Annotated in this window: 28 protein-coding genes; 17 read left to right on the forward strand and 11 right to left on the reverse strand. The window is 61.4% G+C overall.

All coding sequences use genetic code 11. The features are described 5' to 3' along the window. The first annotated feature begins 36 nt into the window (after positions 1-36). The 7 genes from rplU to OPU96_RS25140 all read left to right on the forward strand — a co-directional run bounded on the left by rplU (position 37) and on the right by OPU96_RS25140 (position 5,627). Positions 37-351, forward strand: a complete 315-nt coding sequence (gene rplU, locus OPU96_RS25110) for a 50S ribosomal protein L21 (RefSeq protein WP_007950961.1) — start codon at positions 37-39, stop codon at positions 349-351. A 34-nt stretch (positions 352-385) separates the two neighbouring features. Further along, entirely contained in the window at positions 386-643 is a 258-nt protein-coding gene (gene rpmA, locus OPU96_RS25115) for a 50S ribosomal protein L27 (protein WP_003176049.1), read from the forward strand. A 194-nt stretch (positions 644-837) separates the two neighbouring features. Next, positions 838-2,061 carry an Obg family GTPase CgtA gene (cgtA, locus tag OPU96_RS25120; RefSeq protein ID WP_003230855.1) on the forward strand — a complete coding sequence of 408 codons (1,224 nt, stop codon included), beginning with the start codon at positions 838-840 and terminating at the stop codon, positions 2,059-2,061. 123 nt (positions 2,062-2,184) lie between these two features. Then, complete coding sequence (gene proB, locus OPU96_RS25125) at positions 2,185-3,303, forward strand: glutamate 5-kinase (RefSeq protein ID WP_003176047.1); 1,119 nt, start codon at positions 2,185-2,187, stop codon at positions 3,301-3,303. A gap of 16 nt (positions 3,304-3,319) precedes the next feature. After that, entirely contained in the window at positions 3,320-3,784 is a 465-nt protein-coding gene (locus OPU96_RS25130) for a CreA family protein (protein ID WP_034100556.1), read from the forward strand. A gap of 101 nt (positions 3,785-3,885) precedes the next feature. Next, on the forward strand, positions 3,886-4,368 hold the full coding sequence (locus OPU96_RS25135; protein WP_192300609.1) for a glutathione peroxidase: 483 nt from the start codon (positions 3,886-3,888) through the stop codon (positions 4,366-4,368). A 149-nt stretch (positions 4,369-4,517) separates the two neighbouring features. Next, the gene (locus OPU96_RS25140) at positions 4,518-5,627 is read left to right on the forward strand and encodes an NADH:flavin oxidoreductase (RefSeq protein WP_226457300.1); all 1,110 of its coding nucleotides are present in this window, start codon (positions 4,518-4,520) and stop codon (positions 5,625-5,627) included. A gap of 796 nt (positions 5,628-6,423) precedes the next feature. Here the strand turns inward: OPU96_RS25140 and OPU96_RS25145 are convergent. After that, on the reverse strand, positions 6,424-7,602 hold the full coding sequence (locus tag OPU96_RS25145) for a glycosyltransferase family 4 protein (RefSeq protein ID WP_226457257.1): 1,179 nt from the start codon (positions 7,600-7,602) through the stop codon (positions 6,424-6,426). Positions 7,603-7,656: 54 nt separating this feature from the next. Then, the gene (gene cysZ / locus OPU96_RS25150) at positions 7,657-8,421 is read right to left on the reverse strand and encodes a sulfate transporter CysZ (protein WP_192300607.1); all 765 of its coding nucleotides are present in this window, start codon (positions 8,419-8,421) and stop codon (positions 7,657-7,659) included. Between the two features lie 282 nt (positions 8,422-8,703). Here cysZ and trxB point away from each other — a divergent pair, with 282 nt between their 5' ends. Beyond that, positions 8,704-9,666 carry a thioredoxin-disulfide reductase gene (trxB, locus tag OPU96_RS25155; RefSeq protein ID WP_192300606.1) on the forward strand — a complete coding sequence of 321 codons (963 nt, stop codon included), beginning with the start codon at positions 8,704-8,706 and terminating at the stop codon, positions 9,664-9,666. Between the two features lie 181 nt (positions 9,667-9,847). Here trxB and OPU96_RS25160 read toward each other — a convergent pair whose 3' ends face one another. From OPU96_RS25160 to OPU96_RS25185, 6 genes are read right to left on the reverse strand one after another with little or no spacing between them, the layout of a single operon-like run. Continuing rightward, positions 9,848-10,189: a HopJ type III effector protein gene (locus OPU96_RS25160; RefSeq protein WP_192300605.1), complete on the reverse strand. Its 342-nt coding sequence runs from the start codon at positions 10,187-10,189 to the stop codon at positions 9,848-9,850. Further along, entirely contained in the window at positions 10,182-10,478 is a 297-nt protein-coding gene (locus OPU96_RS25165) for a DUF1244 domain-containing protein (protein ID WP_305391513.1), read from the reverse strand. The genes OPU96_RS25160 and OPU96_RS25165 overlap by 8 nt, the downstream gene beginning before the upstream one ends. A 15-nt stretch (positions 10,479-10,493) precedes the next feature. Then, on the reverse strand, positions 10,494-10,871 hold the full coding sequence (gene folX, locus OPU96_RS25170) for a dihydroneopterin triphosphate 2'-epimerase (RefSeq protein ID WP_226457260.1): 378 nt from the start codon (positions 10,869-10,871) through the stop codon (positions 10,494-10,496). Between the two features lie 2 nt (positions 10,872-10,873). Next, the gene (folE, locus tag OPU96_RS25175; RefSeq protein ID WP_429479971.1) at positions 10,874-11,434 is read right to left on the reverse strand and encodes a GTP cyclohydrolase I FolE; all 561 of its coding nucleotides are present in this window, start codon (positions 11,432-11,434) and stop codon (positions 10,874-10,876) included. A gap of 20 nt (positions 11,435-11,454) precedes the next feature. Next, on the reverse strand, positions 11,455-12,165 hold the full coding sequence (folM, locus tag OPU96_RS25180) for a dihydromonapterin reductase (protein WP_498559900.1): 711 nt from the start codon (positions 12,163-12,165) through the stop codon (positions 11,455-11,457). Between the two features lie 57 nt (positions 12,166-12,222). Next, on the reverse strand, positions 12,223-12,783 hold the full coding sequence (locus OPU96_RS25185; protein WP_192300600.1) for an antibiotic biosynthesis monooxygenase: 561 nt from the start codon (positions 12,781-12,783) through the stop codon (positions 12,223-12,225). Between the two features lie 212 nt (positions 12,784-12,995). On the opposite strand from OPU96_RS25185, the gene OPU96_RS25190 reads away from it, so the two are divergent. Then, positions 12,996-13,955: a MerR family transcriptional regulator gene (locus OPU96_RS25190; RefSeq protein WP_498559901.1), complete on the forward strand. Its 960-nt coding sequence runs from the start codon at positions 12,996-12,998 to the stop codon at positions 13,953-13,955. A gap of 2 nt (positions 13,956-13,957) precedes the next feature. On the opposite strand, the gene OPU96_RS25195 is transcribed toward OPU96_RS25190, so the two are convergent. Together OPU96_RS25195 and OPU96_RS25200 are read right to left on the reverse strand one after the other, a co-directional pair. Further along, positions 13,958-14,563 (reverse strand): hypothetical protein, encoded by a 606-nt coding sequence (locus tag OPU96_RS25195; RefSeq protein WP_192300598.1) that lies wholly within the window; start codon positions 14,561-14,563, stop codon positions 13,958-13,960. A gap of 60 nt (positions 14,564-14,623) precedes the next feature. Then, positions 14,624-15,091: a PAS domain-containing protein gene (locus tag OPU96_RS25200; protein WP_226457265.1), complete on the reverse strand. Its 468-nt coding sequence runs from the start codon at positions 15,089-15,091 to the stop codon at positions 14,624-14,626. 129 nt (positions 15,092-15,220) lie between these two features. Between OPU96_RS25200 and OPU96_RS25205 the strand changes: the two genes are divergently transcribed. Continuing rightward, on the forward strand, positions 15,221-15,676 hold the full coding sequence (locus OPU96_RS25205) for a flavodoxin (RefSeq protein ID WP_226457266.1): 456 nt from the start codon (positions 15,221-15,223) through the stop codon (positions 15,674-15,676). Here the strand turns inward: OPU96_RS25205 and OPU96_RS25210 are convergent. After that, entirely contained in the window at positions 15,657-16,553 is an 897-nt protein-coding gene (locus OPU96_RS25210) for a LysR family transcriptional regulator (RefSeq protein ID WP_192300595.1), read from the reverse strand. The two genes, OPU96_RS25205 and OPU96_RS25210, sit on opposite strands and share 20 nt — an antisense overlap. 98 nt (positions 16,554-16,651) lie before the next feature. Between OPU96_RS25210 and OPU96_RS25215 the strand changes: the two genes are divergently transcribed. The 7 genes from OPU96_RS25215 to OPU96_RS25245 all read left to right on the forward strand — a co-directional run bounded on the left by OPU96_RS25215 (position 16,652) and on the right by OPU96_RS25245 (position 24,367). Then, positions 16,652-17,023 (forward strand): CidA/LrgA family protein, encoded by a 372-nt coding sequence (locus OPU96_RS25215; protein ID WP_192300594.1) that lies wholly within the window; start codon positions 16,652-16,654, stop codon positions 17,021-17,023. Further along, a complete protein-coding gene (locus tag OPU96_RS25220; protein ID WP_305391509.1) occupies positions 17,013-17,699 on the forward strand; it encodes an LrgB family protein in 687 nt (228 codons plus the stop codon). The genes OPU96_RS25215 and OPU96_RS25220 overlap by 11 nt, the downstream gene beginning before the upstream one ends. Positions 17,700-17,849: 150 nt before the next feature. Continuing rightward, positions 17,850-18,632, forward strand: coding sequence for a class II aldolase/adducin family protein (locus tag OPU96_RS25225; RefSeq protein ID WP_192300592.1), 783 nt, complete (start codon positions 17,850-17,852; stop codon positions 18,630-18,632). Beyond that, positions 18,632-19,534, forward strand: a complete 903-nt coding sequence (locus OPU96_RS25230; protein ID WP_498559902.1) for an alpha/beta fold hydrolase — start codon at positions 18,632-18,634, stop codon at positions 19,532-19,534. Before OPU96_RS25225 ends, OPU96_RS25230 begins: the two co-directional genes overlap by 1 nt. 262 nt (positions 19,535-19,796) lie before the next feature. After that, a complete protein-coding gene (locus tag OPU96_RS25235) occupies positions 19,797-20,708 on the forward strand; it encodes an SDR family oxidoreductase (RefSeq protein WP_192300590.1) in 912 nt (303 codons plus the stop codon). Between the two features lie 483 nt (positions 20,709-21,191). After that, positions 21,192-22,982, forward strand: a complete 1,791-nt coding sequence (locus OPU96_RS25240; RefSeq protein WP_192300589.1) for a DUF1302 domain-containing protein — start codon at positions 21,192-21,194, stop codon at positions 22,980-22,982. Between the two features lie 26 nt (positions 22,983-23,008). Then, the gene (locus OPU96_RS25245) at positions 23,009-24,367 is read left to right on the forward strand and encodes a DUF1329 domain-containing protein (RefSeq protein ID WP_226457270.1); all 1,359 of its coding nucleotides are present in this window, start codon (positions 23,009-23,011) and stop codon (positions 24,365-24,367) included. Positions 24,368-24,469 lie beyond the last annotated feature (102 nt).

The following is a 24,469-nucleotide window of genomic DNA, read 5'->3' on the forward strand; positions in this document are numbered from 1 at the left end:
AAAGAGCTGGGTGAGCAGGATTATCGGAGAAATACCATGTCGTACGCAGTAATTGTTACTGGTGGCAAGCAATACAAAGTCGCCCCAGGTGAATACCTGAAGATCGAAAAACTGGAAGTCGCTACCGGCGAATCCGTTACCTTTGATCGCGTTCTGTTGGTCGCCAATGGCGATGACGTGAACATCGGCGCTCCAGTTGTTGCTGGCGCTACCGTTGTGGCTGAAGTGATCTCCCAAGGTCGTCACGATAAAGTCCGCATCATCAAGTTCCGTCGTCGTAAGCACCACATGAAGCGTATGGGCCACCGCCAGTGGTACACCGAGATCAAAATCACCGGTATTCAGGCTTAATTTCAGCCTAATTCCTCACTAGGAGAATTGACTCATGGCACACAAAAAAGCTGGTGGTAGTACCCGTAACGGTCGCGACTCAGAAGCCAAACGCCTTGGCGTGAAGATGTATGGCGGCCAGAAAATCATTCCGGGCAACATCATCGTGCGTCAGCGCGGCACCCAATTCCACGCCGGTTACGGTGTAGGCATGGGTAAAGATCACACCCTCTTCGCGAAAATCGAAGGCGTGATCAAGTTTGAAGTAAAAGGCGCGTTCAACCGCCGTTACGTGAGCGTTGTCGCAGCTTAATTGCGAGATCGCTGGAAAAGCCCTGTCTTGCGACGGGGCTTTTTCGTTTGTGGAGTGAGTCTCTTGCAAAGCTGTTTGTAATGGGCGATAGCAGCAGGATATGCGGTCGTTGCTTGAGGTCGCTGCGCTCATTTTTGCAAGAGTCTTATGTCTTGGTTTCTTAAGCTCGTCCGTGCGGCGAGAGGCGTTTTGTTATGAAGTTCGTTGATGAAGTTTCCATCCGAGTAAAAGCAGGCGACGGCGGTAACGGTTGCATGAGTTTCCGTCGCGAAAAATTCATCGAAAACGGTGGTCCAAACGGCGGTGACGGCGGTGACGGCGGTTCCATCTACATGATGGCCGACGAAAACCTCAACACCCTGGTCGACTACCGTTACACCCGGCACTTCGATGCCGAGCGTGGCTCCAACGGCGGCAGCACCGACTGCACCGGTAAAAAAGGCGAAGACCTGGTGCTGCGCGTACCCGTCGGCACCACGATTATCGACTCCGCTACCCAGGAAGTGATCGGCGACCTGACCAAGGCCGGCCAGAAGCTGATGGTTGTGCAGGGCGGCTGGCACGGTCTGGGTAACACCCGATTCAAGTCCAGTACCAACCGTGCGCCACGCCAGACCACGCCAGGCAAGCCGGGCGAGCAGCGTGACCTCAAGCTGGAAATGAAAGTACTGGCCGACGTAGGCCTGTTGGGCCTGCCGAACGCGGGTAAAAGTACCTTCATCCGCTCGGTCTCGGCCGCCAAGCCGAAAGTCGCCGACTACCCGTTCACCACCCTGGTGCCAAACCTGGGCGTAGTCAGCGTCGACCGCTGGAAAAGCTTCGTGATCGCCGACATTCCCGGCCTGATCGAAGGCGCTTCCGACGGCGCCGGCCTGGGCATTCGCTTCCTCAAGCACTTGTCCCGCACCCGTTTGCTGCTGCACCTCGTGGACATGGCGCCGTTGGATGAAACCAGCGCAGCGGACGCCGCTGAAGTGATCGTCAGCGAACTGACCAAGTTCAGCCCGGCCCTGGCCGAGCGTGATCGCTGGTTGGTCCTGAACAAGTGCGACCAGATCCTCGAAGAAGAGCACGAAGAGCGCGTCAAGGAAATCGTCGACCGCCTGGAGTGGGAAGGCCCGGTCTACGTGATCTCGGCCATCGCCAAAGAAGGCACCGAGCGCCTGACCCGCGACATCATGCGCTACCTCGAAGACCGCGCCGACCGCCTGGCGGCCGACCCGGTGTTCAAGGCCGAACTGGCTGAACTCGACCAGCAGATCGAAGACGAAGCCCGTGCCCAGTTGCAGGCGCTGGACGACCAGCGTGCCCTGCGCCGCAGCGGCGTGAAGTCGGTCCATGACATCGGTGACGACGATTGGGACGAAGAAGACGTGGATGATGAAGACGGTCCTGAAATCATTTACGTGCGCGACTGATTCGTTGCAGTAAACTTAAGCGCCGCTCAATTGAGCGGCGTTTTGGTATCTGGGTATACGTAGTCACGAATAACGTTATGGGTTGCGCTGGGTCGCGCAGCCCTCTATCTAAGGTTGAAGATGATGCGGAGCAAAGTGACAGGTGCGCAGCGCTGGGTCGTAAAGATCGGAAGTGCGCTGCTGACGGCGGATGGCAAGGGGCTCGATCGTGCAGCCATGAGCGTCTGGGTCGAGCAAATGGTGGCCTTGCATGAGGCTGGCGTTGAGTTGGTGCTGGTGTCGTCCGGGGCGGTTGCCGCCGGGATGAGCCGCCTCGGCTGGACCGCGCGACCCAGCGCGATGCACGAACTGCAAGCCGCCGCCGCCATCGGCCAGATGGGCCTGGTACAAGCCTGGGAATCCAGCTTCGCCGAGCACGGCCGCCACACGGCGCAGATCCTGCTGACCCACGACGACCTGTCCGACCGCAAGCGCTACCTCAACGCCCGCAGCACCCTGCGTGCGCTGGTAGAGCTGAAAGTCATCCCGGTGATCAACGAAAACGACACCGTGGTCACCGACGAAATCCGCTTCGGCGACAACGACACCCTGGCCGCCCTGGTGGCCAACCTGGTGGAAGCCGACCTGCTGGTGATCCTCACCGACCGCGACGGCATGTTTGACGCCGACCCGCGCAACAACCCCGATGCGCAACTGATCTACGAAGCCCGCGCCGATGACCCTGCGCTGGACGCCGTGGCCGGCAGCGTCGGCGGTGCCCTGGGCCGTGGCGGCATGCAGACCAAGCTGCGCGCTGCACGCCTGGCTGCGCGTTCCGGTGCCCACACCATCATCGTCGGCGGGCGCATCGAGCGTGTGCTCGACCGCCTCAAGGCTGGCGAGCGGATCGGCACGCTGCTGTCGCCGGAGCGGGGTATGCTCGCGGCGCGCAAACAATGGTTGGCCGGTCATCTGCAAACCCGTGGCACCCTGGTGCTGGACGATGGCGCTGTATCTGCGCTGTCCCAAGGCAACAAAAGCTTGCTGCCGGTCGGCGTCAAGCTGGTGCAGGGCAGCTTCCGCCGTGGCGAGATGGTGGTGTGTGTGGCCCCGGACGGTCGTGAAATCGCCCGCGGCCTGGCCAACTACAGCGCCCTGGAGGCGCAGAAAATCATTGGGCAGTCGTCTGACGCGATTGTGGGCCTGTTGGGTTATATGGCGGAGCCGGAACTGGTGCACCGCGACAACCTGATCCTGGTTTAAACAAAGGGAGTATTCGATGCGCGTAATGAAGGGATTGCTCGGCCTGCTATTGGCCATGCCACTGTTGGCGTCTGCCGAAGAAGTTGGCCAGGTGTCGACGGTATTCAAGTTTGTCGGCCCCAACGACCGGATCGTCGTCGAAGCCTTCGATGACCCCAAGGTCGACGGTGTGACGTGCTACCTGTCGCGCGCCAAGACCGGCGGCGTCAAAGGCGGCCTGGGCCTGGCCGAAGACCGTGCCGAAGCCTCGATCGCCTGCCGCCAGGTGGGGCCGATCCGCTTCAAGGGCGAGCTCAAGGATGGCGACGAAGTATTCAAGGAGCGTACGTCGCTGGTGTTCAAGACCATGCAGGTGGTGCGCTTCCTCGACAAGAAGCGCAACACCCTGGTTTACCTGGTGTACAGCGACCGCCTGATCGAAGGCAGCCCGCAGAACGCCGTGACGGCGATTCCGATCCTGCCGTGGCCGACCGCTCAGTAATCCGCAGGCGGGTTTTGTCATCGGCGTCTATGATTGCAGGCTTGCGGGTTGTAATCTCGACGAGCCGCTTTGCTAAGAACATGGGATATCTGGAGTTCGTCATGAGTGCTTTCCACGACCTGAAACTCAAAGCTTTGGACGGACAAGAGCTGCCACTGGCACCCTTCAAGGGGCAAGTGGTGCTGGTGGTCAATGTGGCCTCCAAGTGTGGCTTGACCCCGCAATATGCGGCTCTGGAAAACCTCTACCAGCAATACAAGGGCCAGGGGTTTGTCGTGTTGGGCTTGCCCTGCAATCAGTTTGCAGGCCAGGAGCCGGGCAGCGAAGAGGAGATCCGCGAGTTCTGCAGCCTGAACTACGGTGTGACCTTCCCGCTGGGCGGCAAGCTTGACGTCAACGGGCCGGACCGTCACCAGCTCTACCGCTTGCTGGCGGGCGAGGGCGCGGAGTTTCCCGGGGATATAACCTGGAACTTCGAGAAATTCCTGCTGGGCAAGGATGGGCGGGTGCTTGCACGCTTCTCTCCGCGTACCGCACCGGATGATCCCACCATCGTCCAAGCCATCGAAAAAGCCTTGAATTAACTCGGCCCGGCCTGTGGAGAGGGAGCAAGCTCTCTCGCCACAGGTCAGTCGCCGTTCGCTTTTATCCTTTAATCATTCAGATCAATAGTGCTGTTCAGGTCTGTGTGGGGCCAATATTATCCACGTCATAAACCCGCCTTACGTGGAGCATCCCCATGCCTGTCCAAGCCTTGTTCAAACCCTTCCAGCTCGGTGCTCTGCAACTGTCGACCCGTGTAGTCATGGCGCCGATGACCCGTTCGTTCTCGCCGGGCGGCGTACCCAACGCCCAAGTCATCGAGTACTACCGCCGCCGCGCCGCTGCCGGTGTGGGCCTGATCATCACCGAAGGCACGGTGGTCGGCCACCCAGCGTCCAACGGCTATCCCAACGTCCCGCATTTTTACGGTGAGGCCGCTCTGGCTGGCTGGAAAAAAGTGGTCGACGCCGTGCATGCCGAGGGCGGCAAGATCGTCCCGCAGCTGTGGCATGTGGGCAGTGTGCGGCGCATCGGCACCGAGCCGGATGCCAGTGTGCCGGCCTACGGCCCAATGGAAAAACTCAAGGACGGCAATGTCGTTGTCCATGGCATGACCCGGCAAGACATCCAAGACGTGATCAATGCCTTTGCCCAAGCCGCCAAGGATGCCCAACGCATCGGCATGGACGGTGTGGAGATCCACGGCGCCCACGGTTACTTGGTCGACCAGTTCTTCTGGGAAGGCAGCAACCAGCGCACCGACGAATACGGTGGCAGCTTGGCCAACCGTTCGCGTTTTGCCATCGAGTTGATCCAGGCCACCCGCGCCGCGGTTGGCGCGGACTTTCCGATCATCTTCCGTTTCTCCCAGTGGAAACAGCAGGACTACACCGCACGCCTGGTGCAAACCCCCGAGGCGCTGGGTGAGTTCCTGCAGCCGTTGGCTGACGCTGGTGTGGACATTTTCCACTGCTCCACTCGCCGCTTCTGGGAGCCGGAATTCGAAGGTTCCGACCTCAACCTGGCCGGTTGGACACGCCAGCTCACCGGCAAGCCGACCATCACCGTAGGCAGTGTTGGCCTGGACGGCGAGTTCCTGCAATTCATGGTCAACACCGACAAGGTCGCGCAGCCGGCCAGCCTGGAGAAGCTGCTGGAACGCCTCAACAATGAGGAATTCGACCTGGTTGCCGTGGGCCGTGCGTTGCTGGTGGACCCGGATTGGGCGGTGAAGGTGCGCGAAGGTCGCGAGGGCGACATTCTGCCGTTCAGTCGCGAGGCGTTGACCACATTGGTCTGATCAAGCCATTCGGCGTTGGAGAGGGGCCGGGTATGTCGATACCCGGCCCTTTTATTTCAGCGGTTGCTCAAACGATGGTGTGGTTGTACCGGCCGCCGCTCTGCATAGGGCGTCCGGTAACCGTCATCGTGGTCGGGCTGCCTCGGTGTAGGCCTTGACGAGGTTTGCCGGAAGTCCCAGCCGGGTTGTGAGTAGTCGCGATCCGGCTGTGGCCGGTACTGAGGGTTCCAGCCTGGCCGGGTGTACTGGTAGTCGGGCTGTGGCTGGTACGGAGGGTTCCAGCCTGGCCGAGTGTGCTGGCAGTCGGGCTGTGGCTGGTACGGAGGGTTCCAGCCTGGCCGGGTGTACTGGTGGTCCGGCTGTGGCTGGTACGGAAGGTTCCAGCCTGGCCGGGTGTATGGCTGATCCGGCTGTGGCCGGTGTGGTGGGTTCCAGCCCGGCTGGGTGTGTTGGTTATCCGGCCGGGGTGGGCGCGGGCGATACCACGGTTGCTGAAGATGGGTCTCGGGCCTTTGCGAGGGATTGCCCGTATCCGCCGGAGCGCTGAAGTGCCAATTACCGTGAGCCGCTGCTCCGTTGATGTGTGTCGACATAAAAAACTCTTTCAGATTATGGGGTGCCCACCTTCACCAGGCAGGTGCGTCATGGGTGGCCATAATCGGAGTGGCGTTCCCGAAATATCCTGTTTGGTGGCGGGGATTCAGACAATGCCTATTGCCTATTCCGAATCGCGGCCCCATAAGCCGTCGGCTGTGGGCGCCGGGTGGGGAAGTGGATGACTTAAACTGTCGCCGGATCAGCGGGTGGAGGGTAACGGCGGAGCGACAAACTCTCCCTTGCACACACCCCGTAACTGGTGCTCGAACTGCTCGATGATCGCCGGCCAACCCTGGCGGCTGGCATGTTGGCGTGCGTTCAGGCGCGCCCTGCGCAAACTCTCGCGCTCTTCGAGCAGCCAGCAGGCCGCATCGCAAAACGCCTCCTCATCCCCCGGCATCGCCAGTACGCCGTTATAGCCATGGCGGATATGCTGGGTCGCAGCCGCCTGGTCATACGCCACCACGCCCAACCCGGAAGCCATGGCTTCCAGCACCACGTTGCCGAAGGTTTCGGTGAGGCTGGGAAACAGGAACAGATCGCCCGACGCGTAATGCCGCGCCAGTTCTTCGCCGCGTTGCGTGCCGCAGAACACGGCGTCGGGCAGGTCATGTTCCAGCAGTGAGCGTTGCGGCCCGTCGCCGACGATGATCAATTTCAGCCTGCGCTGTGGATATGTGCTGCGCAGGGACTCGAAACAGCGCTTGAGTACACCCAGGTTTTTCTCCTGGGCCAAACGTCCTACGTGCAAAACTGCAATGTCGTCATTGCCCAGGCCCCAGCTCTCACGCAGTACGTTGTCGCGCTTGGCCGGATGGAACAATTGGCTGTCGACGCCCCGCGACAACATGCCCAGCCGCTCGAAGTGGCGGCGTTCCAACTCCAGGCGCTGGCTGGCACTGGGCACCAGGGTCAAGGTCGAGCGGTTATGGAACCAGCGCAGATAATGGGTGACTACCCGGCTCAGCATGCTTAACCCATATTGGTTCGAGTACTGCTGGAAGTTGGTGTGAAAGCCACTGACCACGCTGATCCCCAGGCGCCGGGCAGCGCGCAGCGCGGATAAGCCCAGCGGGCCCTCGGTGGCGATGTACAGCACATCCGGACGCTGGCGGGTCCAGCGGCGCAGCAATTTGTGCATCGACGACTGGCCCCATTGCAGGCCCGGGTAGCCCGGTAGCGGCCAGCCACGGCACAGCAGCAATTCGTCGTCGCTGGGACGGCTCTGGTCAGCGTTCTGGCGTGGACGCACCAGTTCGACCTGATGGCCGCGCGCGCGCAGACCTTCGCACAGGCGGCCAAGGGTATTGGCCACCCCGTTGATTTCGGGCGGGAAGGTTTCGGTGATCAGAGTGATGTGAAGCGAGGCTGTCGTCATGGCCCACAGTGTCACTGTGGGCCGTGTCGTCATTGTGTCATTGGGATGATGGATTTATGACGTGGTCACGTTCTGTCGCGCCATCGCTTCGGCGCCCTGCTCACGCACCCAGAACAAGGTCGCCCCGGCCACTGCCGCCGGCATCATCAACAGGTTGACCACCGGCACCAGCAACACCAGGTAAACGATGCCGCCGAAGCTCATGCTCTGCCAGCGTTTCTGGCGCAGCCAGGCGAGCATCTCGTTCCAGCCCAGCTTGTGGTTGTCGGCCGGGTAGTCGATGTACTGGATCGCCATCATCCACACCCCGAACAGTAGCCACAACGGCGCGGCGATCAGGTTGACCACCGGAATGAACGACAGGATAAACAAGCCGATGGCCCGTGGCAGGAAGTAACCCAGTTTGCGCATTTCCCGGGCCAGTGTGCGCGGCACCATGGCGATCAACTCACCCCAACTGAACGCCGGGAAATCGTCGGTGCCACGCACCACCACTTCGACTTTCTCCGAAAGAAAACCGTTGAACGGCGCGGCGATGATATTGGCCAGCATGGTGAAGGTGAAAAACACCATCAGCACCACCAACACCACAAACAGCGGCCATAGCAAGTAGTTGAGGAAGCTCAGCCAGTTCGGCAGCGTCGGCATCAGGTGGTCGACCCACAGGCTGAACTGATGGCCGGCGAAATAGATCAAGCCGACGAACAACACCAGGTTGATCGCCAGTGGCAGCAGCACAAACAGGCGCAGGCCAGGGCTCAAGACCAGCTTGAGGCCTTCACGCAGGTATTGCGGGCCGGAAAGGGCAGGGGCGGGCATGGATAACTCCGAGCAAAGGGGCGAACGCGCCGACCTTACCGGCTTTGTATCACGGGCGAAAGCGGCGACATCAGCCGTAACAAACCCGTCGATCAGCCGGGTCGACTGCATAGGGACCGTCTATGAGCTGGATTGTTAATGCGTATTTCCTTAATCTTGCCCCCCTCTATACGCTGCACCCATTATTTTCAGGGCCTGCGAGTTAAAGCCTTCCCCAAGTGCTTCGTGGTCCCTTTTTTATTCCAGCCGCCTTGTGGTCCGGGCGGTCGACAGGAGTGAGTCATGTCTGATACCCGTCATTCGCGAGTGATTATTCTCGGTTCCGGCCCTGCCGGTTACAGCGCTGCCGTCTACGCTGCCCGGGCCAACCTCAAGCCGCTGCTGATCACCGGCATGCAGGCGGGCGGTCAATTGACCACCACCACCGAAGTCGACAACTGGCCGGGCGACGTCCACGGCCTGACCGGCCCGGCGCTGATGGAGCGCATGAAAGAACACGCCGAGCGCTTCGAAACCGAGATCGTGTTTGACCATATCAACCAGGTCGACTTCTCCAAGAAGCCTTACAGCCTGACCGGCGACAGCGGCGTCTACACCTGTGACGCACTGATCATCGCGACCGGCGCCAGCGCCCGTTACCTGGGCCTGCCATCGGAAGAAGCGTTCATGGGCAAGGGCGTTTCCGCCTGCGCGACCTGCGACGGTTTCTTCTACCGCAACAAGCCGGTCGCTGTGGTCGGTGGCGGCAACACTGCCGTGGAAGAAGCGCTGTACCTGGCCAACATCGCCAGCACCGTGACCCTGGTTCACCGCCGCGAGACGTTCCGCGCCGAGAAGATCCTGATCGACAAGCTGCACGCCCGTGTGGCTGAAGGCAAGATCATCCTCAAGCTCAATGCCACCCTGGACGAAGTCCTGGGCGACAACATGGGCGTGACCGGCGCCCGCCTGAAAAACAACGACGGCAGCTTCGACGAGCTGAAAGTCGACGGCGTATTCATCGCCATCGGCCACACGCCGAACACATCGTTGTTCGAAGGCGTGCTGGAAGCCAAAGACGGTTATCTGGTCGTACAGGGCGGCCGTGAAGGCAATGCGACTGCGACCAACCTTGAAGGCATCTTCGCTGCTGGCGACGTAGCCGACCATGTGTATCGCCAGGCCATCACCTCGGCCGGCGCTGGTTGCATGGCGGCACTGGATGCCGAGCGTTACCTGGATGGTTTGGGTAACGCTTCGCTCTAAACCGTAGCAATAAAAAACCGGCTGAGAGGCCGGTTTTTTTACACCCACGTTTTAACTGACACCAAAGCACAAATGTGGGAGCGGGCTTGCCCGCGAATGCTGAGTGTCAGTCACTGAATTAGGCGACTGACCCAACGCTTTCGCGGGCAAGCCCGCTCCCACAGTTTGATTGGTGTCTGACTCAGGATCTGCGGGTCAAGGGCTGCGCCGTGAACGTCACACCCGCCAAGCCGTGTGCGATAAGTGCACGGATGTTGCCATGGTCACTGCCCTCAGGCGTCGCCACCACCGAACGGTAGTGCTCGCCAAACGCCAGCAGCGCTTGCTGATCGCTCAAGCCTTCCAGCACAGCCAGGCCCAGGGTCTTGCAGGAGCCTTCGTTCTGGCCGGCAGCGTTTTCCACATCACCATTGGTAAAGGCTTGCGGCTGGTAGTCATAACCTGCGGCAATAAACGCCAAGGTGTCGGCAAACGCATGTTCGCCGCTGTTGAGGCTGGCGCGCAGGGTGTTCAAATCAGTCATGGGTTTTTCCTTTGGCGAACGCCGCCTGTTGATCGGCGCTGGCTTCTTTCTGGTATTGGGCTTTCCACTCGGCGTACGGCATGCCGTACACCACTTCTCGGGCATCATCGAGGCTCAGCTCGATGTGGCGCTCATCGGCCTCGGCCTTGTACCACTTGGACAAGCAGTTGCGGCAGAAGCCTGCGAGGTTCATCAGGTCGATGTTCTGCACATCCTTGCGGCTGTCCAGGTGTGCCACCAGCCGGCGGAAGGCGGCGGCTTCGAGTTCGAGGCGTTCTTGGTCGTTCATAGGGCTCACGCAGGTTCAGGGTTGGCGGCTGGCTGCCAGGGTAATCGACACCGATTCGGCAAAGCGCAGCGCATGGGGCTTGTCCACTTCGACTTCGGCGTACAGCACTGTTTCATTGCTCATCACCAGATCCAGCAGTTCCTGGGTCAGGCGCTCCAGCAGGGCAAAACGGTTGCCCTCCACATGGGCAATGATCGCCTTGGTGATGGTGCGATAGTTCAGCGCATGGTCGATGTCATTGTCGCGCACGGCCTCCTGGGCGGCATACAGGATGGTCAGGTTGATCAGCACATCCTGCTTGTTGAGGATTTCGTCCTCGTTGATGCCGATGTAGGTGCGCAGGCACAGGTCCTTGACCCGGATGCGCGCCATGCCTGGTTGAAGTTGTGGCATTGCTACTTGCTCCGTCCGATCAGTTGCAGGAACTCCATGCGCGTGGTGTTCGACTCGCGGAACGCGCCGAGCATCACCGAGGTGTTCATGGTTGAATTCTGTTTCTCCACACCGCGCATCATCATGCACATGTGCTTGGCCTCGATCACCACCGCCACGCCGGCGGCCTGGGTCACTTGCTGGATCGCATCAGCGATTTGCCGCGTGAGGTTTTCCTGGATCTGCAGGCGCCGCGCATACATGTCGACGATGCGCGCCAGCTTCGACAGGCCGAGGACCTTGCCGGTCGGAATATAGGCCACGTGGGCCTTGCCGATGAAGGGCAGCAGGTGGTGCTCGCATAGCGAGTACAGCTCGATGTCCTTGAGGATCACCATCTCGTCATTGTCGGAAGTAAACAGCGCGCCGTTGACGATGTCGTCCAGGTTCTGCTCGTAGCCGTGGCACAGGTACTGCATTGCCTTGGCCGCGCGCTTGGGGGTGTCGAGCAAACCTTCACGCTCCGGGTCTTCGCCCAGGCCTTTGAGGATCTCGCGGTAGTGTTGGGGCAGGGATAAGGTCATACAACATCCTCACAAACGGCTTACTTGATATGCCGCCCGCCGTTGACGGTCAGGGTGGTACCAGTGACATAGGGGTTGTCCAGCAGGTAACGCACGCTCTGGTAGATCACCTCGGGCCCGGGTTCGATGCCCAGTGCGGACTTGGCCAGCACCTGGGTGCGATAAGCGGCGTCGTCGCCTTCGTTGAACATCACCATCGCGGGCGCGACGCCGTTGACCTTGATCAGCGGCGCGAACTGCGCGGCAAACGACAGCGTGAGGCTGTCGAGCCCGGCCTTGGTGGCGCAATAGGCGATGTGCTGGCGGCTGCCCTTGCGCACCACGTCATCGCTGATGTGCACGATGTCGGCGGGTGTCGAGCGTTGCAGCAAAGCTGAACAATGCAGGTTGATCAGGTAAGGCGCAAGCATGTGCACGCTGAACATGTCGGTAAAGGCACGGCTTTCGTCATCGGGACTCTCTGCGATCCAGGCCGAGGCGTTGTGGATGATCGCACGCAGGCTTTGGGTGTGGGTGTTCAGCTCGGCGATAAACGCCAGGATGCCGGCTTCGCTGGAGAAGTCGGCAAACACACCGATCGCACCACGTTCGCGCAGGGCCTGCACGCCGGGACGTTCGCTGCGGTAGCTGAAAATCACCGGATGGCCGTCGTCCAGCAGGCGCTGGGCGCAATGCAGGCCGACACGCTGGCCGGCGCCGGTGATCAGGATCGGGGCGTGTGTTGCAGTCATGGAGGGCTCGCTTCGCTGGCAGGTTCAAATCATACCAGCGAGCGGCCCCCCCTGTACTCACGCGGCGGCTTCGGTGGCCTTGCGTGGTGTGGGCGCAGGGTGCAGCCAGTTGGCCAGCAGGTGGGTCGACAGTGGAATGAACAGATAAACCATCAGCGGCGTGAGTGCCAGGGTGCTGACCAGCACGCGCGGCACCAACTCCAGCTCATTGAGCAGCGGACCCAGTACAAAGTTGAAGATCAGTGACACCGGGAAAAACGCCAGCCAGATCGCCACGGCCTGCTTCCAGCGCGGCGGCCGTGCCCCCACTGCACCAAACCAACCGTCGATGCCGCTCACGCGATGCTCGGACGGGTCGGCAAACAGCTCGCTGCCACGGCCCAGCCAGGCACTGCGGGACGCGGAAAACTCCCAGGCATGCAGGGTCTTTTCATCGGCGAAGCGGAAGATGATCTGGAATTCGTCGTCATTGGGCGGCGGTGCGAGCACGCCTGAACCCAGGTAACCGGGGAAGTCGGTGGCCAATTGCTCGCCTTCGCGCAGCCAGGCCATCAGTTCTTCGTAGCGACCTTTGGCCACGCGACGCGCAACCATCAGGGTGACTGGGGAGGTAGACATTATGTATCTCCAAATAAACGGGTGCGCTGGACCGGGTAGGTGGCGCACGAACATAGCGGCGGGGTAGTGCCGCTATGTAAAAACAGGCAAGGATTATTCCTGTTTTACAGAAATACGCCAGTGACATTGGTCTAAAGAGGGTGGACCTTGAAAAAGACAGCTCTAAAGGCGTTAAATGGCTGCCCCAATTACCATTGGTTTTTTGGTCTCAAATGCCCGAAATTACTGCTCCCCTTGATAGCATTTCACATCTGGATTCGACCGATTCCGAGGCGTTTTTTCCGATTCGTGAAGTGTCGAGATTGACAGGCATAAATCCAGTGACGCTGCGTGCATGGGAGCGGCGTTATGGCCTTATACAGCCGACGCGCACCGAAAGCGGGCACCGGCTCTACTCCAAGGCCGATATTGAGACGGTCAATCGCATTCTTGATTGGATCGAGCGCGGCGTGGCCGTAAGCAAGGTCGGCAAGATCCTGGCGCGCGATGACCAGCAGGCGCAAGCCGTGCGTGCCGAGCACGACACGCCCGAGGGCGCCGAGTGGACTCAATGGCAGGCGCGGTTGAGGCTGGCCGTGAGTGCTTTCGATGATCGCCAGTTGGAGCATGTGTACGGCCAGATTTTTGCGACCTACCCCCAGAGCATCGTGTTCCAGGACATCCTGATGCCCCTGTGGAGCGAGCTGCTGCGCCATCAAGGCCGATTCGGCCAGGCCAGTGAGTGGCTGTTCTTCGACGCGTTCCTGCGGGTACAGGCGTTGGCGCGTCTGCATGTGGCGTGCGCGTCGTCGGCCCCCCGGGTGCTGTTGGCGGCCATGCCCGGCGAATGCCGCAAGTTGGAATTGCTGGTGGCCGGGCTGTTGATGACGCGCGACGACCTGGCGGTGAAGGTGCTGGGCATGGGCCAGCCATTTGATGAGCTGACACTGGTCTGTGAAAAGACCCGTCCCCAGGCCCTGATCGTCTATTCCAACCGTTCCCACCGTTATGACCTGCCGGGGCGCCTGAGCCGCCTGGCGCTGACCCTGGATTGCCCGTTGTTCCTGGCGGGGGTCGCGTCGGACCTGGCCGAGAAGGACCTCGCCGGTTCTTCCATCGGCTGCCTGGGCAATGAAGGACGCCTGATGCAGCGTCGCTTGCAGCAGTTTCTCAGTGGGCTGCTGGATACCTGAGATCAGGCGTGTACGTGCGGGTGGACCAGGCGGTGTTGATGCAGGATGAATTGGCGCAGGCGCTCGATCTCATCCGCATCGCTCTGGCTCAGGCGGTAGGCGAACAAACCGCGTGCGGTTACCCGTTCCAACGTGCCGCGTAGCGCAATGCGTTCGTAACCGGAAGGGCTGAACCACAGCGCAAAGGTCTTGGGCGCCTTGACCCGGCCGCGGATCTCGACCAGCACACCCTTGAATGACACTTCGTGCACCCACAGCGCGCCCGGCGTGCCTTTGATGTTCTCCAGTGCCACCGGTGCCTCGAGGGCCAGGCGCCATGGACGGATCATCGGCCCGTCTTCGAAAATGCTCGGCACCCCCAGACGCAGATGCACCGCATGAAACTCATCCTCCACCAGATGCAGGGGGAAGGTGAGTTGCTGGTTGTCGAACTGTGCCTGGATGGTGACGTGATCGTGGGCGGCCAGGCGTGTGAGCAAATCGCGGATCTGCGCGCCGCCGTTGACGGTCAGGCTCGATGAAGCATCCCGCAGGTTTAGCTGGGGGGTGTGCTGCATGTTCTGAATGAAATCCAGTTCATCCTGGGTCAGAAGTGCGTCGCGTCGCATCGATCATTGCTCAATGAGGGGGTACTAAAATGCCATTATCCGCTCTACAGACCGCATTATCTAAATTTTGTTAGATCCGCTCGTCATCTTGAGCGCGGCCAGCTCGGCCTTGACCTGGGCCAGTTCGGCTTCCAACTGGGCGACGCGCTGCTGGGCCTTGACCTGCAAGGTCACATCTTTTTGCACACCGACAAAATAAGTCTGCTTGTCGGCCTCGTTGTACACCGTCGACAACGACAATTCGTTCCAGAAGTGACTGCCGTCCTGACGATAGTTGCGCAGGATTTCCCGGCACGAACCGCCACTGTCCAGCGCCTCGCGAATCGCCATCAGCGCCGGCTGGTCGCGGTCACCTGACTGCAGGAAGCGACAATCCTGGTACAGGATGTCATCCAGGTGGTAGCCGGTCAGCTTCTCGAATGCCGGGTTGACGTAGATTATCGGCTTGTCCTTGCCTTCGCGCTCGGCGACGACAATCCCGTCGTTGGAAGCGTTGACAACCATTTGCATCAGCTTTGCGTTGATCATTGAGCGGTCCATGGCTTGTTTTGGGAGCTTTGAGTTTATGGCAACGGTTGAATGTTTCACCGGGCCCGCTGAAATATTTGTGACAACTGCTAATATCCCAGCCTTTCACTCAACTACAGGATCAGATTGATGAAAGTCGCCATCCTTTCCGGCTCGGTCTACGGCACGGCTGAAGAAGTCGCCCGCCACGCCGCCGGTATCCTCAACGCCGCCGGTTTTGAAGCCTGGTACAACCCGCGCGCCACCCTGGCGGACGTACAGGCTTTCGCGCCCGAAGCGTTTCTGGCGGTGACGTCCACCACCGGCATGGGTGAGCTGCCCGACAACCTGCAACCCCTGTATTCGGCCCTGCGTGACCAACTGCCCGCCACCTTGCGCGGTCTGCCCGGTGCGGTGATCGGCCTGGGCGACGCCAGCTACGGCGACACCTTCTGCGGCGGCGGCGAGCAAATGCGTGAACTGTTCGGCGAACTGGGCGTGCGCGAAGTGCTGCCGATGTTGCGCCTGGACGCCAGCGAAAGCGTCACCCCCGAGGCCGACGCCGAGCCCTGGTTGGCCGAGCTGGTCACTGCACTGCGCGGCTGACCGGATACTCGCGCAACAACGCCAGCCAGGCCTGGGCGGCTCTCGACAGATAGGCGCCCTCACGCCAGATGAATGCAATGTCCCAGCGCAGGAAGTCCGGCGCCTTGAGCGTGAGGCGCACCACGCCCGGTCGCACCAGCCCACGGGCGACCACGCTGGGCAGCAGCACCACGCCTTGACCGGCCGCGACCAAGGCCACGAGAAAATCCGCCTGGCCACTGCGGCCGATTTCCTTCGGGGTAAAACCCACTTGCTTGCACGCCTGCATCAGCCGGTCGTTCAGCACAAAACTGCGCTGGTACATCAGGAATGGCGTGTCCGCCAATTCCTCCAGGCGCACCTGGGCGTTTTCCGCCAGCGGGTGATCCATCGGCAGCAGGGCGTCCAAAGGCTCGTCGCAAAAGGCTTGCCAGGCGAAGGCCGGGTCGTTGGGCATCAGGCTGCCACCGACATCCAGCTCACCGTTGAGGATCGCCTGTTCGATAGTGCGGCTGCCGCCCTCCAGCAACTGGATAGTGACGTTGGGGTAACGCTTGCGATACTCGGCAAACAGCCCGGCGAACAACGTATCCCCCGCCAGCAGCGGCAAGCCCAGGCGCAGCTCGCCGCGGGCCAGTTGCTGCATGTCGTCCAGCTCACTGAGCAACTCGCTTTGCAGGCGCAGCATCGCCTCGGCGCGCTGTAATACCACGGCGCCGGTGGCGGTCAGGCGCACGTGCGAGCCGGTGCGCTCAAGCAACGGTGTGCCAAGGCTGTGCTCCAATTGCGCCACCTGTTTGCTCACGGCGGATTGGCTGATGTGCAAGGTTTTACCGGCTTGGGTAAAACCGCCCCGGTGGATGACTTCTACAAAGCTGCGCAGCTGTTTGAATTCCATGCTCTCAATTCCGGTTTGGAATAGTTGACAGTCTAACAATTCGCTTTGGGTATGGGGGTGGCCTCTTTAAAATGGGCGCTTGCGAGGACCCAAAGCCCATGAAACGTTTCACCCGTCTGTCTATTGAATTGGTTGTGTTGCTGGCCATCTACTTTCTCGGCTGCCAACTGGCCGTGTGGTTCGCCTGGCCTATCCCTGGTGGTGTCGTCGGTCTGGGCCTGCTCCTGGCAACGTTCGCCAGCGGCCTGGTCAAGCCCGCCGCCCTGCAACTGGGCGCTGGCGTGTTGATGGCCGAGATGCTGCTGTTCTTTATTCCGGCCTTGATGAGTTTGCTGGACTACGGCGGCCTGCTGCGCAACGAGGGCTGGCGCATCCTGCTGGTGATCGGCGTGAGCACCTTGGCGGTGATGTTGGTGACGGCGTTCACCGTTGAGATCGTCTGCCGCTGGAGGCTGCGCCATGAAGCTTGAACTGATGCCGGTGTTCTGGCTCGCCCTGACCCTGGGCGCGTACATCTTCAGCCGCTGGATCTACCGGCGCACCGGGCGCTATCTGTTGTCGCCGCTGATTCTGGTGCCGGTGCTCTTGCTGGCGGTGGCGGTGCCGATGCACACCGCCTACGCCGAATACGCCGCCGATACCCACTGGCTGATGCTGGTGCTGGGGCCGGTCACCGTGGCATTCGCCGTGCCGATCTGGCAACAGCGCCGCCTGTTGGCGCGGCACTGGTCGGCGTTGCTGCTGGGAATGGTCGCCGGCAGCGTGGCCTCCATCGGCACTTCGTTCGGCCTGGCCAAAGCGCTGGCGCTGGACAGCGCGGTGACAATGTCCCTGGTGCCGCGCTCCATCACCACACCGTTTGCCATGCCGGTGTCGTCCGACTTGGGCGGCGTGCCGGAACTCACCGCCGTGTTCGTGATGTTCACCGGCGTATTCGGTGCGATGCTCGGTGGCGTGTTGCTCAAGTGGCTGCCGCTGCGCACGCCCTTGGCGCGTGGCGCATTGTTTGGTGTGGGGGCCCATGGCGCCGGGGTCAGCCGGGCACATGAAGTGGGCGGTGAAGAAGGCTCGGTTGCCGGTTTGGTGATGGTATTGACCGGGCTGCTCAACCTGTTTGCCGCGCCTTTATTGGCGGCGCTTCTCTGACGCCATTTGCGCAGGTTTCAACTATTCTCAAAGCTGACTCGTACGGTCATCAAGCTGGCTGCCAAGGCAACTACGACGACTGGGACGTCTGACTAGACTGGCCCATCACTCAAAAAAACAATAAGAAAGTGCGCCAAGGAGGTCATCACCGTGAGCTTAGCCCCGGTTCTATCGCCGCAAAATGTCCAAGGCCAGGTCAGCGCTGCCGAATGGCAGACCCGTGTCGACCTGGCAGCCTGCTATCGCCTGGTGGCGTTGCACGGTTGGGATGACCTGATCTTTACCCACATCTCGGCCAAGGTGCCGGGCACCGATGACTTCCTGATCAACCCGTATGGGCTGATGTTCCACGAGATCACCGCGTCGAGCCTGGTCAAGGTCGACCAGGCCGGCAACAAGCTGATGGACAGCCCCTACGAGATCAACCCGGCGGGCTACACCATCCACAGCGCGATCCACGAAGTCCGCCACGACGTCACCTGCGTGCTGCACACCCACACCGCGTCCGGTGTCGCAGTGGCGGCGCAGAAGCAGGGCGTGCTGCCGATCAGCCAGCAATCGATTTTCGTGCTGTCGAGCCTGGCCTACCACGCCTACGAAGGCGTGGCGCTGAACCATGAAGAGAAGGCCCGCCTGCAGGCCGACCTCGGTGATAACAATTTCCTGATGTTGCACAACCACGGCCTGCTCACCTGCGCCGCCAGCATTGCCGACACCTTCCTGATGATGTTCACCTTCCAGCGGGCCTGCGACATCCAGGTGCTGGCGCAGAACGGCGGGGCCGAGTTGATCCCTATCGGCCCGCAGATTCTTGCCGGGGCCAAGGCGATGGTGGCGGCCGTGACCAAGAGTGCACAAGGCATGGGGGGCGCGCTGGCCTGGCCGGCGTTGCTGCGTAAGTTGGACAGCCTCGACCCTGGGTATAAAACCTGATGCCACTCGCCGAGATCCCGCTCACTGCCTGGCACAAGCGCGGCCAGAGCTTCGTCTTCCGTGGCCATACCATCCGTTATTGGGTGGCGGGGCAGGGCGAACCGCTGCTGCTGATCCACGGCTTCCCCACCGCCAGCTGGGACTGGCACTACCTGTGGCAACCCCTGGCCCAGCGCAACCTGGTGATCGCCTGCGACATGCTCGGCTTTGGCGAATCGGACAAACCCCTCGACCATGAGTACTGCCTCTTGGAGCAGGCGGATTTGCAGCAAGCCTTGCTGGAGCATTTGGGTGTGGACCAGCCGGTGCACGTGCTGGCCCATGACTACGGCGACAGCGTCGCCCAGGAACTGCTCGCGCGGCATTACGAAGCGCGTTTCCAGATGGCCAGTTGCGTGTTTCTCAACGGCGGCTTGTTCCCCGAAACCCACCGGCTGGCGCTGGTGCAGAAGCTCCTGCTCAGCCCCCTGGGCTGGATGATCGGTCGCGCGTTTGGGCGCAGCGCGTTGTCCGACAGCTTCGGCCAGATTTTCGGTCCGCATACACGTCCCAGCGAAAGTGCCCTGGATGATTTCTGGCAGTTGATCAGCTGCAACGATGGCACGCGGGTGCTGCATAAACTGATCGCCTACGTGCCCCAGCGCCGTCGCCTGCGCGAGCGATGGCTGGAAGCGATGCAGCGTGACGAGGTGCCCCTGCGGGTGATCGACGGCGAGGTTGATCCGATTTCCGGTGTCCATATGGTGGCGCGTTATCAGCAGCTGATCCCCCATGCGGATACGGTGCTGCTGGCCAATATCGGCCACTACCCGCAGATCGAGGCGCCGGTGCAGGTGCTCAAGCATTACCTGGCGTTTCGTGAGCGGATCGCCGGCCCGATGTCCTATCTGGCTTACTCCTGAAGGCACCCAGTTCAACAACTGGTGGCAGCGGGCTTGTGTGGGAGCGGGCTTGCTCGCGAAAGTGGTGGATCGACGAAATAGGTGTCGACTGAAACACCGCCTTCGCGAGCAAGCCCGCTCCCACACAAGCTGACGTCAACGGCGCACCGGCCATCATCCCCCAGCCTTATCGCGCACCATTCAGCCCTGGCCGACTTTATTGTGACCAGAGGCCGGGTGCCTGACACTCATGCCATTCCCATTGTCGCCAGCGGAGTTCGGTATGAGTGAGTCAGTGCAGTTCCAGGATAAGGTCGTGATCGTCACCGGAGCCGGCGGCGGGTTGGGCCGGGCCCATGCGCTGCTGTTCGCCCGCCACGGGGCCAAGGTGCTGGTCAACGACCTGGGCGGCTCGACCCAGGGCGAAGGTGCCAACGCCTCGGCGGCCGACCGCGTGGTCGCCGAAATCCGCGCCGCTGGCGGTATTGCCGAAGCCAACCACGACTCTGTCACCGACGGTGACAAGATCGTGCAGCACGCACTGGAGGTGTTTGGCCGCATCGATGTGGTGGTCAACAACGCCGGCATCCTGCGCGACAAGACCTTCCACAAAATGGACGACAGCGACTGGGACCTGGTTTACCGGGTGCATGTCGAAGGCGCCTACAAAGTCACCCGCGCTGCCTGGCCGCACATGCGTGAGCAAGGGTATGGACGGGTGATCTTCACCGCGTCCACCTCGGGCATCTACGGCAACTTCGGCCAGTCCAACTACGGCATGGCCAAGCTCGGCCTGTATGGCCTGACCCGCACCCTGGCGCTGGAAGGGCGCAAGAACAACATCCTGGTCAACGCCATCGCGCCCACCGGCGGCACACGCATGACCGAAGGCCTGATTCCGCCGCAGGTGTTCGAGCGGCTCAAGCCGGAGTTGGTCAGCCCGCTGGTGGTGTACCTGGGCAGTGCCGCGTGCGAGGAAACGGCCGGCCTGTTTGAAGTGGGCGGCGGCTGGATCGGCAAGACCCGCTGGGAGCGCAGCCTTGGCGTGGGGTTCGATCCTGAAGCCGGTTTTTCCCCGGATGACGTCGCCGCGCACTGGCAGCAGATCTGCGACTTCGAGGGCGCCGCCCACCCCAAGGACAATATCGAGGCGTTGAAGGAGATGATGGCCAACTTGCAGAAGTACAGCCTCTGATCATTGCTCCAACAGCAGTGAATCGTGCGGGGCGCCAAGGGCGCCCCGTTTTATTGCGCGCATAAAAAAGGCCGCTGCATAGGCAGCGGCCGAAGTAAGACGTTGGATCAAGGAGCTACAAATCCACGTCAGTGAACACCGGTAACAGATTGATAAAAGGCATCAATCCCATTGAATCTGGCTTTTCTCCCAGTAGCGGAAGCGGGCGTTGTGCCCTGCAAGCCCGGTAAGAATAGTCGGTTGTAACAGAATGAGTAATAGCGCTTCAGGACAAGGACTGTTACCGATACCGCAACAGTTGCCGGGGTGCTATCCATTGGCCTGATAAGCCGCCATCCATTCGATCCATACCTGCCTCCAAACCCGCTGCCTGGGCGGCCGCTAATCCTTTCGAGCGACAACACGAATCCCTCCTTGGTGCGCTTATCGCTCCTGTTGCGCGGCAGTAGGGTGGGGCCTTCTGTCACTCACCGGGGAAGACGCATGACAAAAACAACAATGCGCGCCATCTTCACGCCACAGGCGCTGGCCGCTGCGGTTGCACTGGGTTGCTGTGCGCAGGCGCAGGCTGTTTCGTTCAACATTGGCGAGATCGAAGGGCAATTCGACTCCTCGCTGTCGGTCGGCGCGAGCTGGGGCATGCGCGATGCCGATAAGAAACTGGTGGGCACCGTCAATGGCGGCACCGGGCAGGCGTCTACCGGGGATGACGGACGGCTGAACTTCAAGAAGGGCGAAACCTTCTCCAAGATCTTCAAGGGCCTGCACGACCTGGAACTCAAGTACGGTGACAGCGGCATGTTTGTGCGCGGCAAGTACTGGTACGACTTCGAGTTGCAGGACGAAGACCGCGAATTCAAACAGATCAGCAACCACCACCGCGATGAAGGCGCGCGCTCGTCCGGCTACGAGTTGCTCGATGCCTTCGTCTATCACAACTATTCGATTGGCGATCAGCCGGGCAACGTGCGCCTGGGCAAGCAGGTGGTCAGCTGGGGCGAAAGCACCTTCATCGGCAACTCCATCAACAGCATCAACCCCATCGACGTTTCCGCCTTCCGTCGCCCTGGCGCGGAGATCAAGGAAGGGCTGATCCCGGTGAACATGCTGTTCGCTTCCCAGAGCCTGACCAACCAGCTGACGGTGGAAGGCTTCTACCAGTTGAACTGGCAGAACACCGTGCTGGATAACTGCGGTACGTTTTTTGGTGGCGACGTTGCGGCCCATGGCTGTAATGGCAACTACACCGTGGGCAACCCGGCGATTGCGCCGTTGCAGCCAGTGGCCGCAGCCTTCGGGCAGGGTTTTGAAGTGACGCGCGAGGGCGTGATTGTGCAGCGCGCACGGGACCGCGATGCGCGTGACGGCGGCCAGTTCGGTGCGGCCCTGCGCTGGCTGGGGGATGACACCGAGTACGGGCTGTATTTCATGAACTATCACAGCCGTACCCCGACCGTCGGCACCATCACCAACAACACCACGCTGGCCCGGCTCGGCGCCATCGCTGGCGCCGCCAACGGTATCGCGCCCGGCACTGGCTCGGGCCTGGTCCAGAGCCTGATGCTCGGCCGTGGTCAGTACTACCTCGACTACCCCGAGGACATTCGTCTGTTCGGCGCCAGTTTCTCCACCACCTTGCCGACCGGCACGGCGTGGACCGGCGAAATCAGCTACCGCCCGAATGCCCCGGTGCAACTCAACACCACCGACCTGACCCTGGCCCTGATCAACCCGGTGGCCGGCCAGGCGGCCTCACCGATCCGCAGCAACTTCGGCGACGACAACAAAGGCTACCGCCGCAAGGAAATCACCCAGATCCAAAGCACCATGACCCAGTTCTTCGACCAGGTGCTGGGCGCCGAACGCCTGACCCTGGTGGGCGAGGCGGCCTTCGTGCACGTCGCCGGGCTGGAAGACAAATCCAAGCTGCGTTACGGCCGTGACTCGGTCTACGGCGCCTACGGTTTCCAGGGCGACACCGACGGTTTTGTCACGGCCAATTCCTGGGGCTACCGCGCCCGGGCGATCCTTGACTACAACAACGCGCTGTTCGGGGTGAACCTCAAGCCCAACCTGTCGTGGTCCCACGACGTCGCCGGCTACGGCCCCAACGGCCTGTTCAACAAAGGCGCCAAGGCCATCAGCGTCGGCGTGGATGCGGACTACCGCAGCACCTACACCGCCAGCCTGAGCTACACCGACTTTTTTGGTGGCGACTACAACACCCTCACCGACCGTGACTTCCTCGCCCTCAGCTTTGGCGTGAACTTCTGATCTGGCTTAAAGAAGGACAAGAATCCATGCGTAAGACACTTGCTGTATTGGCTCTGAGTTTGCTGGCTGCCAATGTCATGGCTGCCGTATCGCCGCAGGAAGCCGACAAACTCGGCACCAGCCTGACCCCGATCGGCGCCGAAAAAGCCGGCAACGCCGACGGCTCGATCCCGGCCTGGACCGGCGGCATCCCGAAAAACGCCGGCGCGGTGGACAGCAAAGGCTTCCTCGCCGACCCGTTCGCCAGTGAAAAACCGCTGTTCGTGATCACCGCCGCCACCGTCGACAAGTACAAGGACAAACTCTCCGAAGGCCAGGTGGCGATGTTCAAGCGCTACCCCGAGACCTACAAGATCCCGGTGTACCCGAGCCACCGCACGGTCAACCTGCCGCCGGAGATCTACGAGTCGATCAAGCGCAGCGCGCTCAACGTCAAGCCAATCAACGACGGCAACGGCCTGGAGAACTTCACCGGCAACCGCTACTACGCGTTCCCGATCCCCAAGAACGGCGTGGAAGTGCTGTGGAACCACATCACCCGCTACCACGGTGGCAACCTGCGCCGCATCATCACCCAGGCCACACCGCAGACCAATGGCAGCTATACGCCGATCCGCTTCGAAGAAGAGGTGGCGGTGCCGCAACTGATCCCCGACATGGACCCGGCCAAGGCCGCCAACGTGCTGACCTTCTTCAAGCAGTCGGTGACCGCGCCGGCACGCCTGGCGGGCAACGTGCTGCTGGTGCACGAAACCCTCGACCAGGTGAAAGAGCCGCGCCTGGCGTGGATCTACAACGCCGGCCAACGCCGCGTACGCCGCGCCCCGCAAGTGGCGTATGACGGGCCGGGCACCGCGTCCGACGGCCTGCGCACCTCCGACAACTTCGACATGTTCTCCGGTGCACCCGACCGCTACGACTGGAAACTGGTGGGCAAGAAGGAGATGTACATCCCCTATAACAGCTACAAGCTGGACCAGCCGACACTCAAGTACGACGACATCATCAAGGCCGGCCACATCAACCAGGACCTGACCCGCTACGAACTGCACCGGGTGTGGGAAGTGGTCGGCACGGTCAAGCCCAGCGAGCGGCACATCTACGCCAAGCGCCACATGTACATCGACGAAGACAGCTGGCAGGTGGCGCTGGTGGATCACTATGACGGTCGTGGCCAACTGTGGCGGGTCGCCGAAGGGCATGCGCAGTTCTACTACAACCACCAGACCCCGGCCTACACCGTGGAAACCCTGTACGACATCATCGCCGGGCGCTACATCGCCCTGGGCATGAAGAACGAGGAGAAGAGCAGCTTCGTGTTCGGCTTCAACGCCAAGGCCGCGGACTACACCCCGGCTGCGCTGCGAGCCGAAGGCGTACGCTGATTTCAGAGGTGAAATGCAATCCAACTGTGGGAGCGGGGGGGGGGGGGGGGGGGGGGGGGGGGGGGGGGGGGGGGGGGGGGGGGGGGGGGGGGGGGGGGGGGG

This window comes from Pseudomonas sp. RP-B7 (assembly GCF_059803535.1).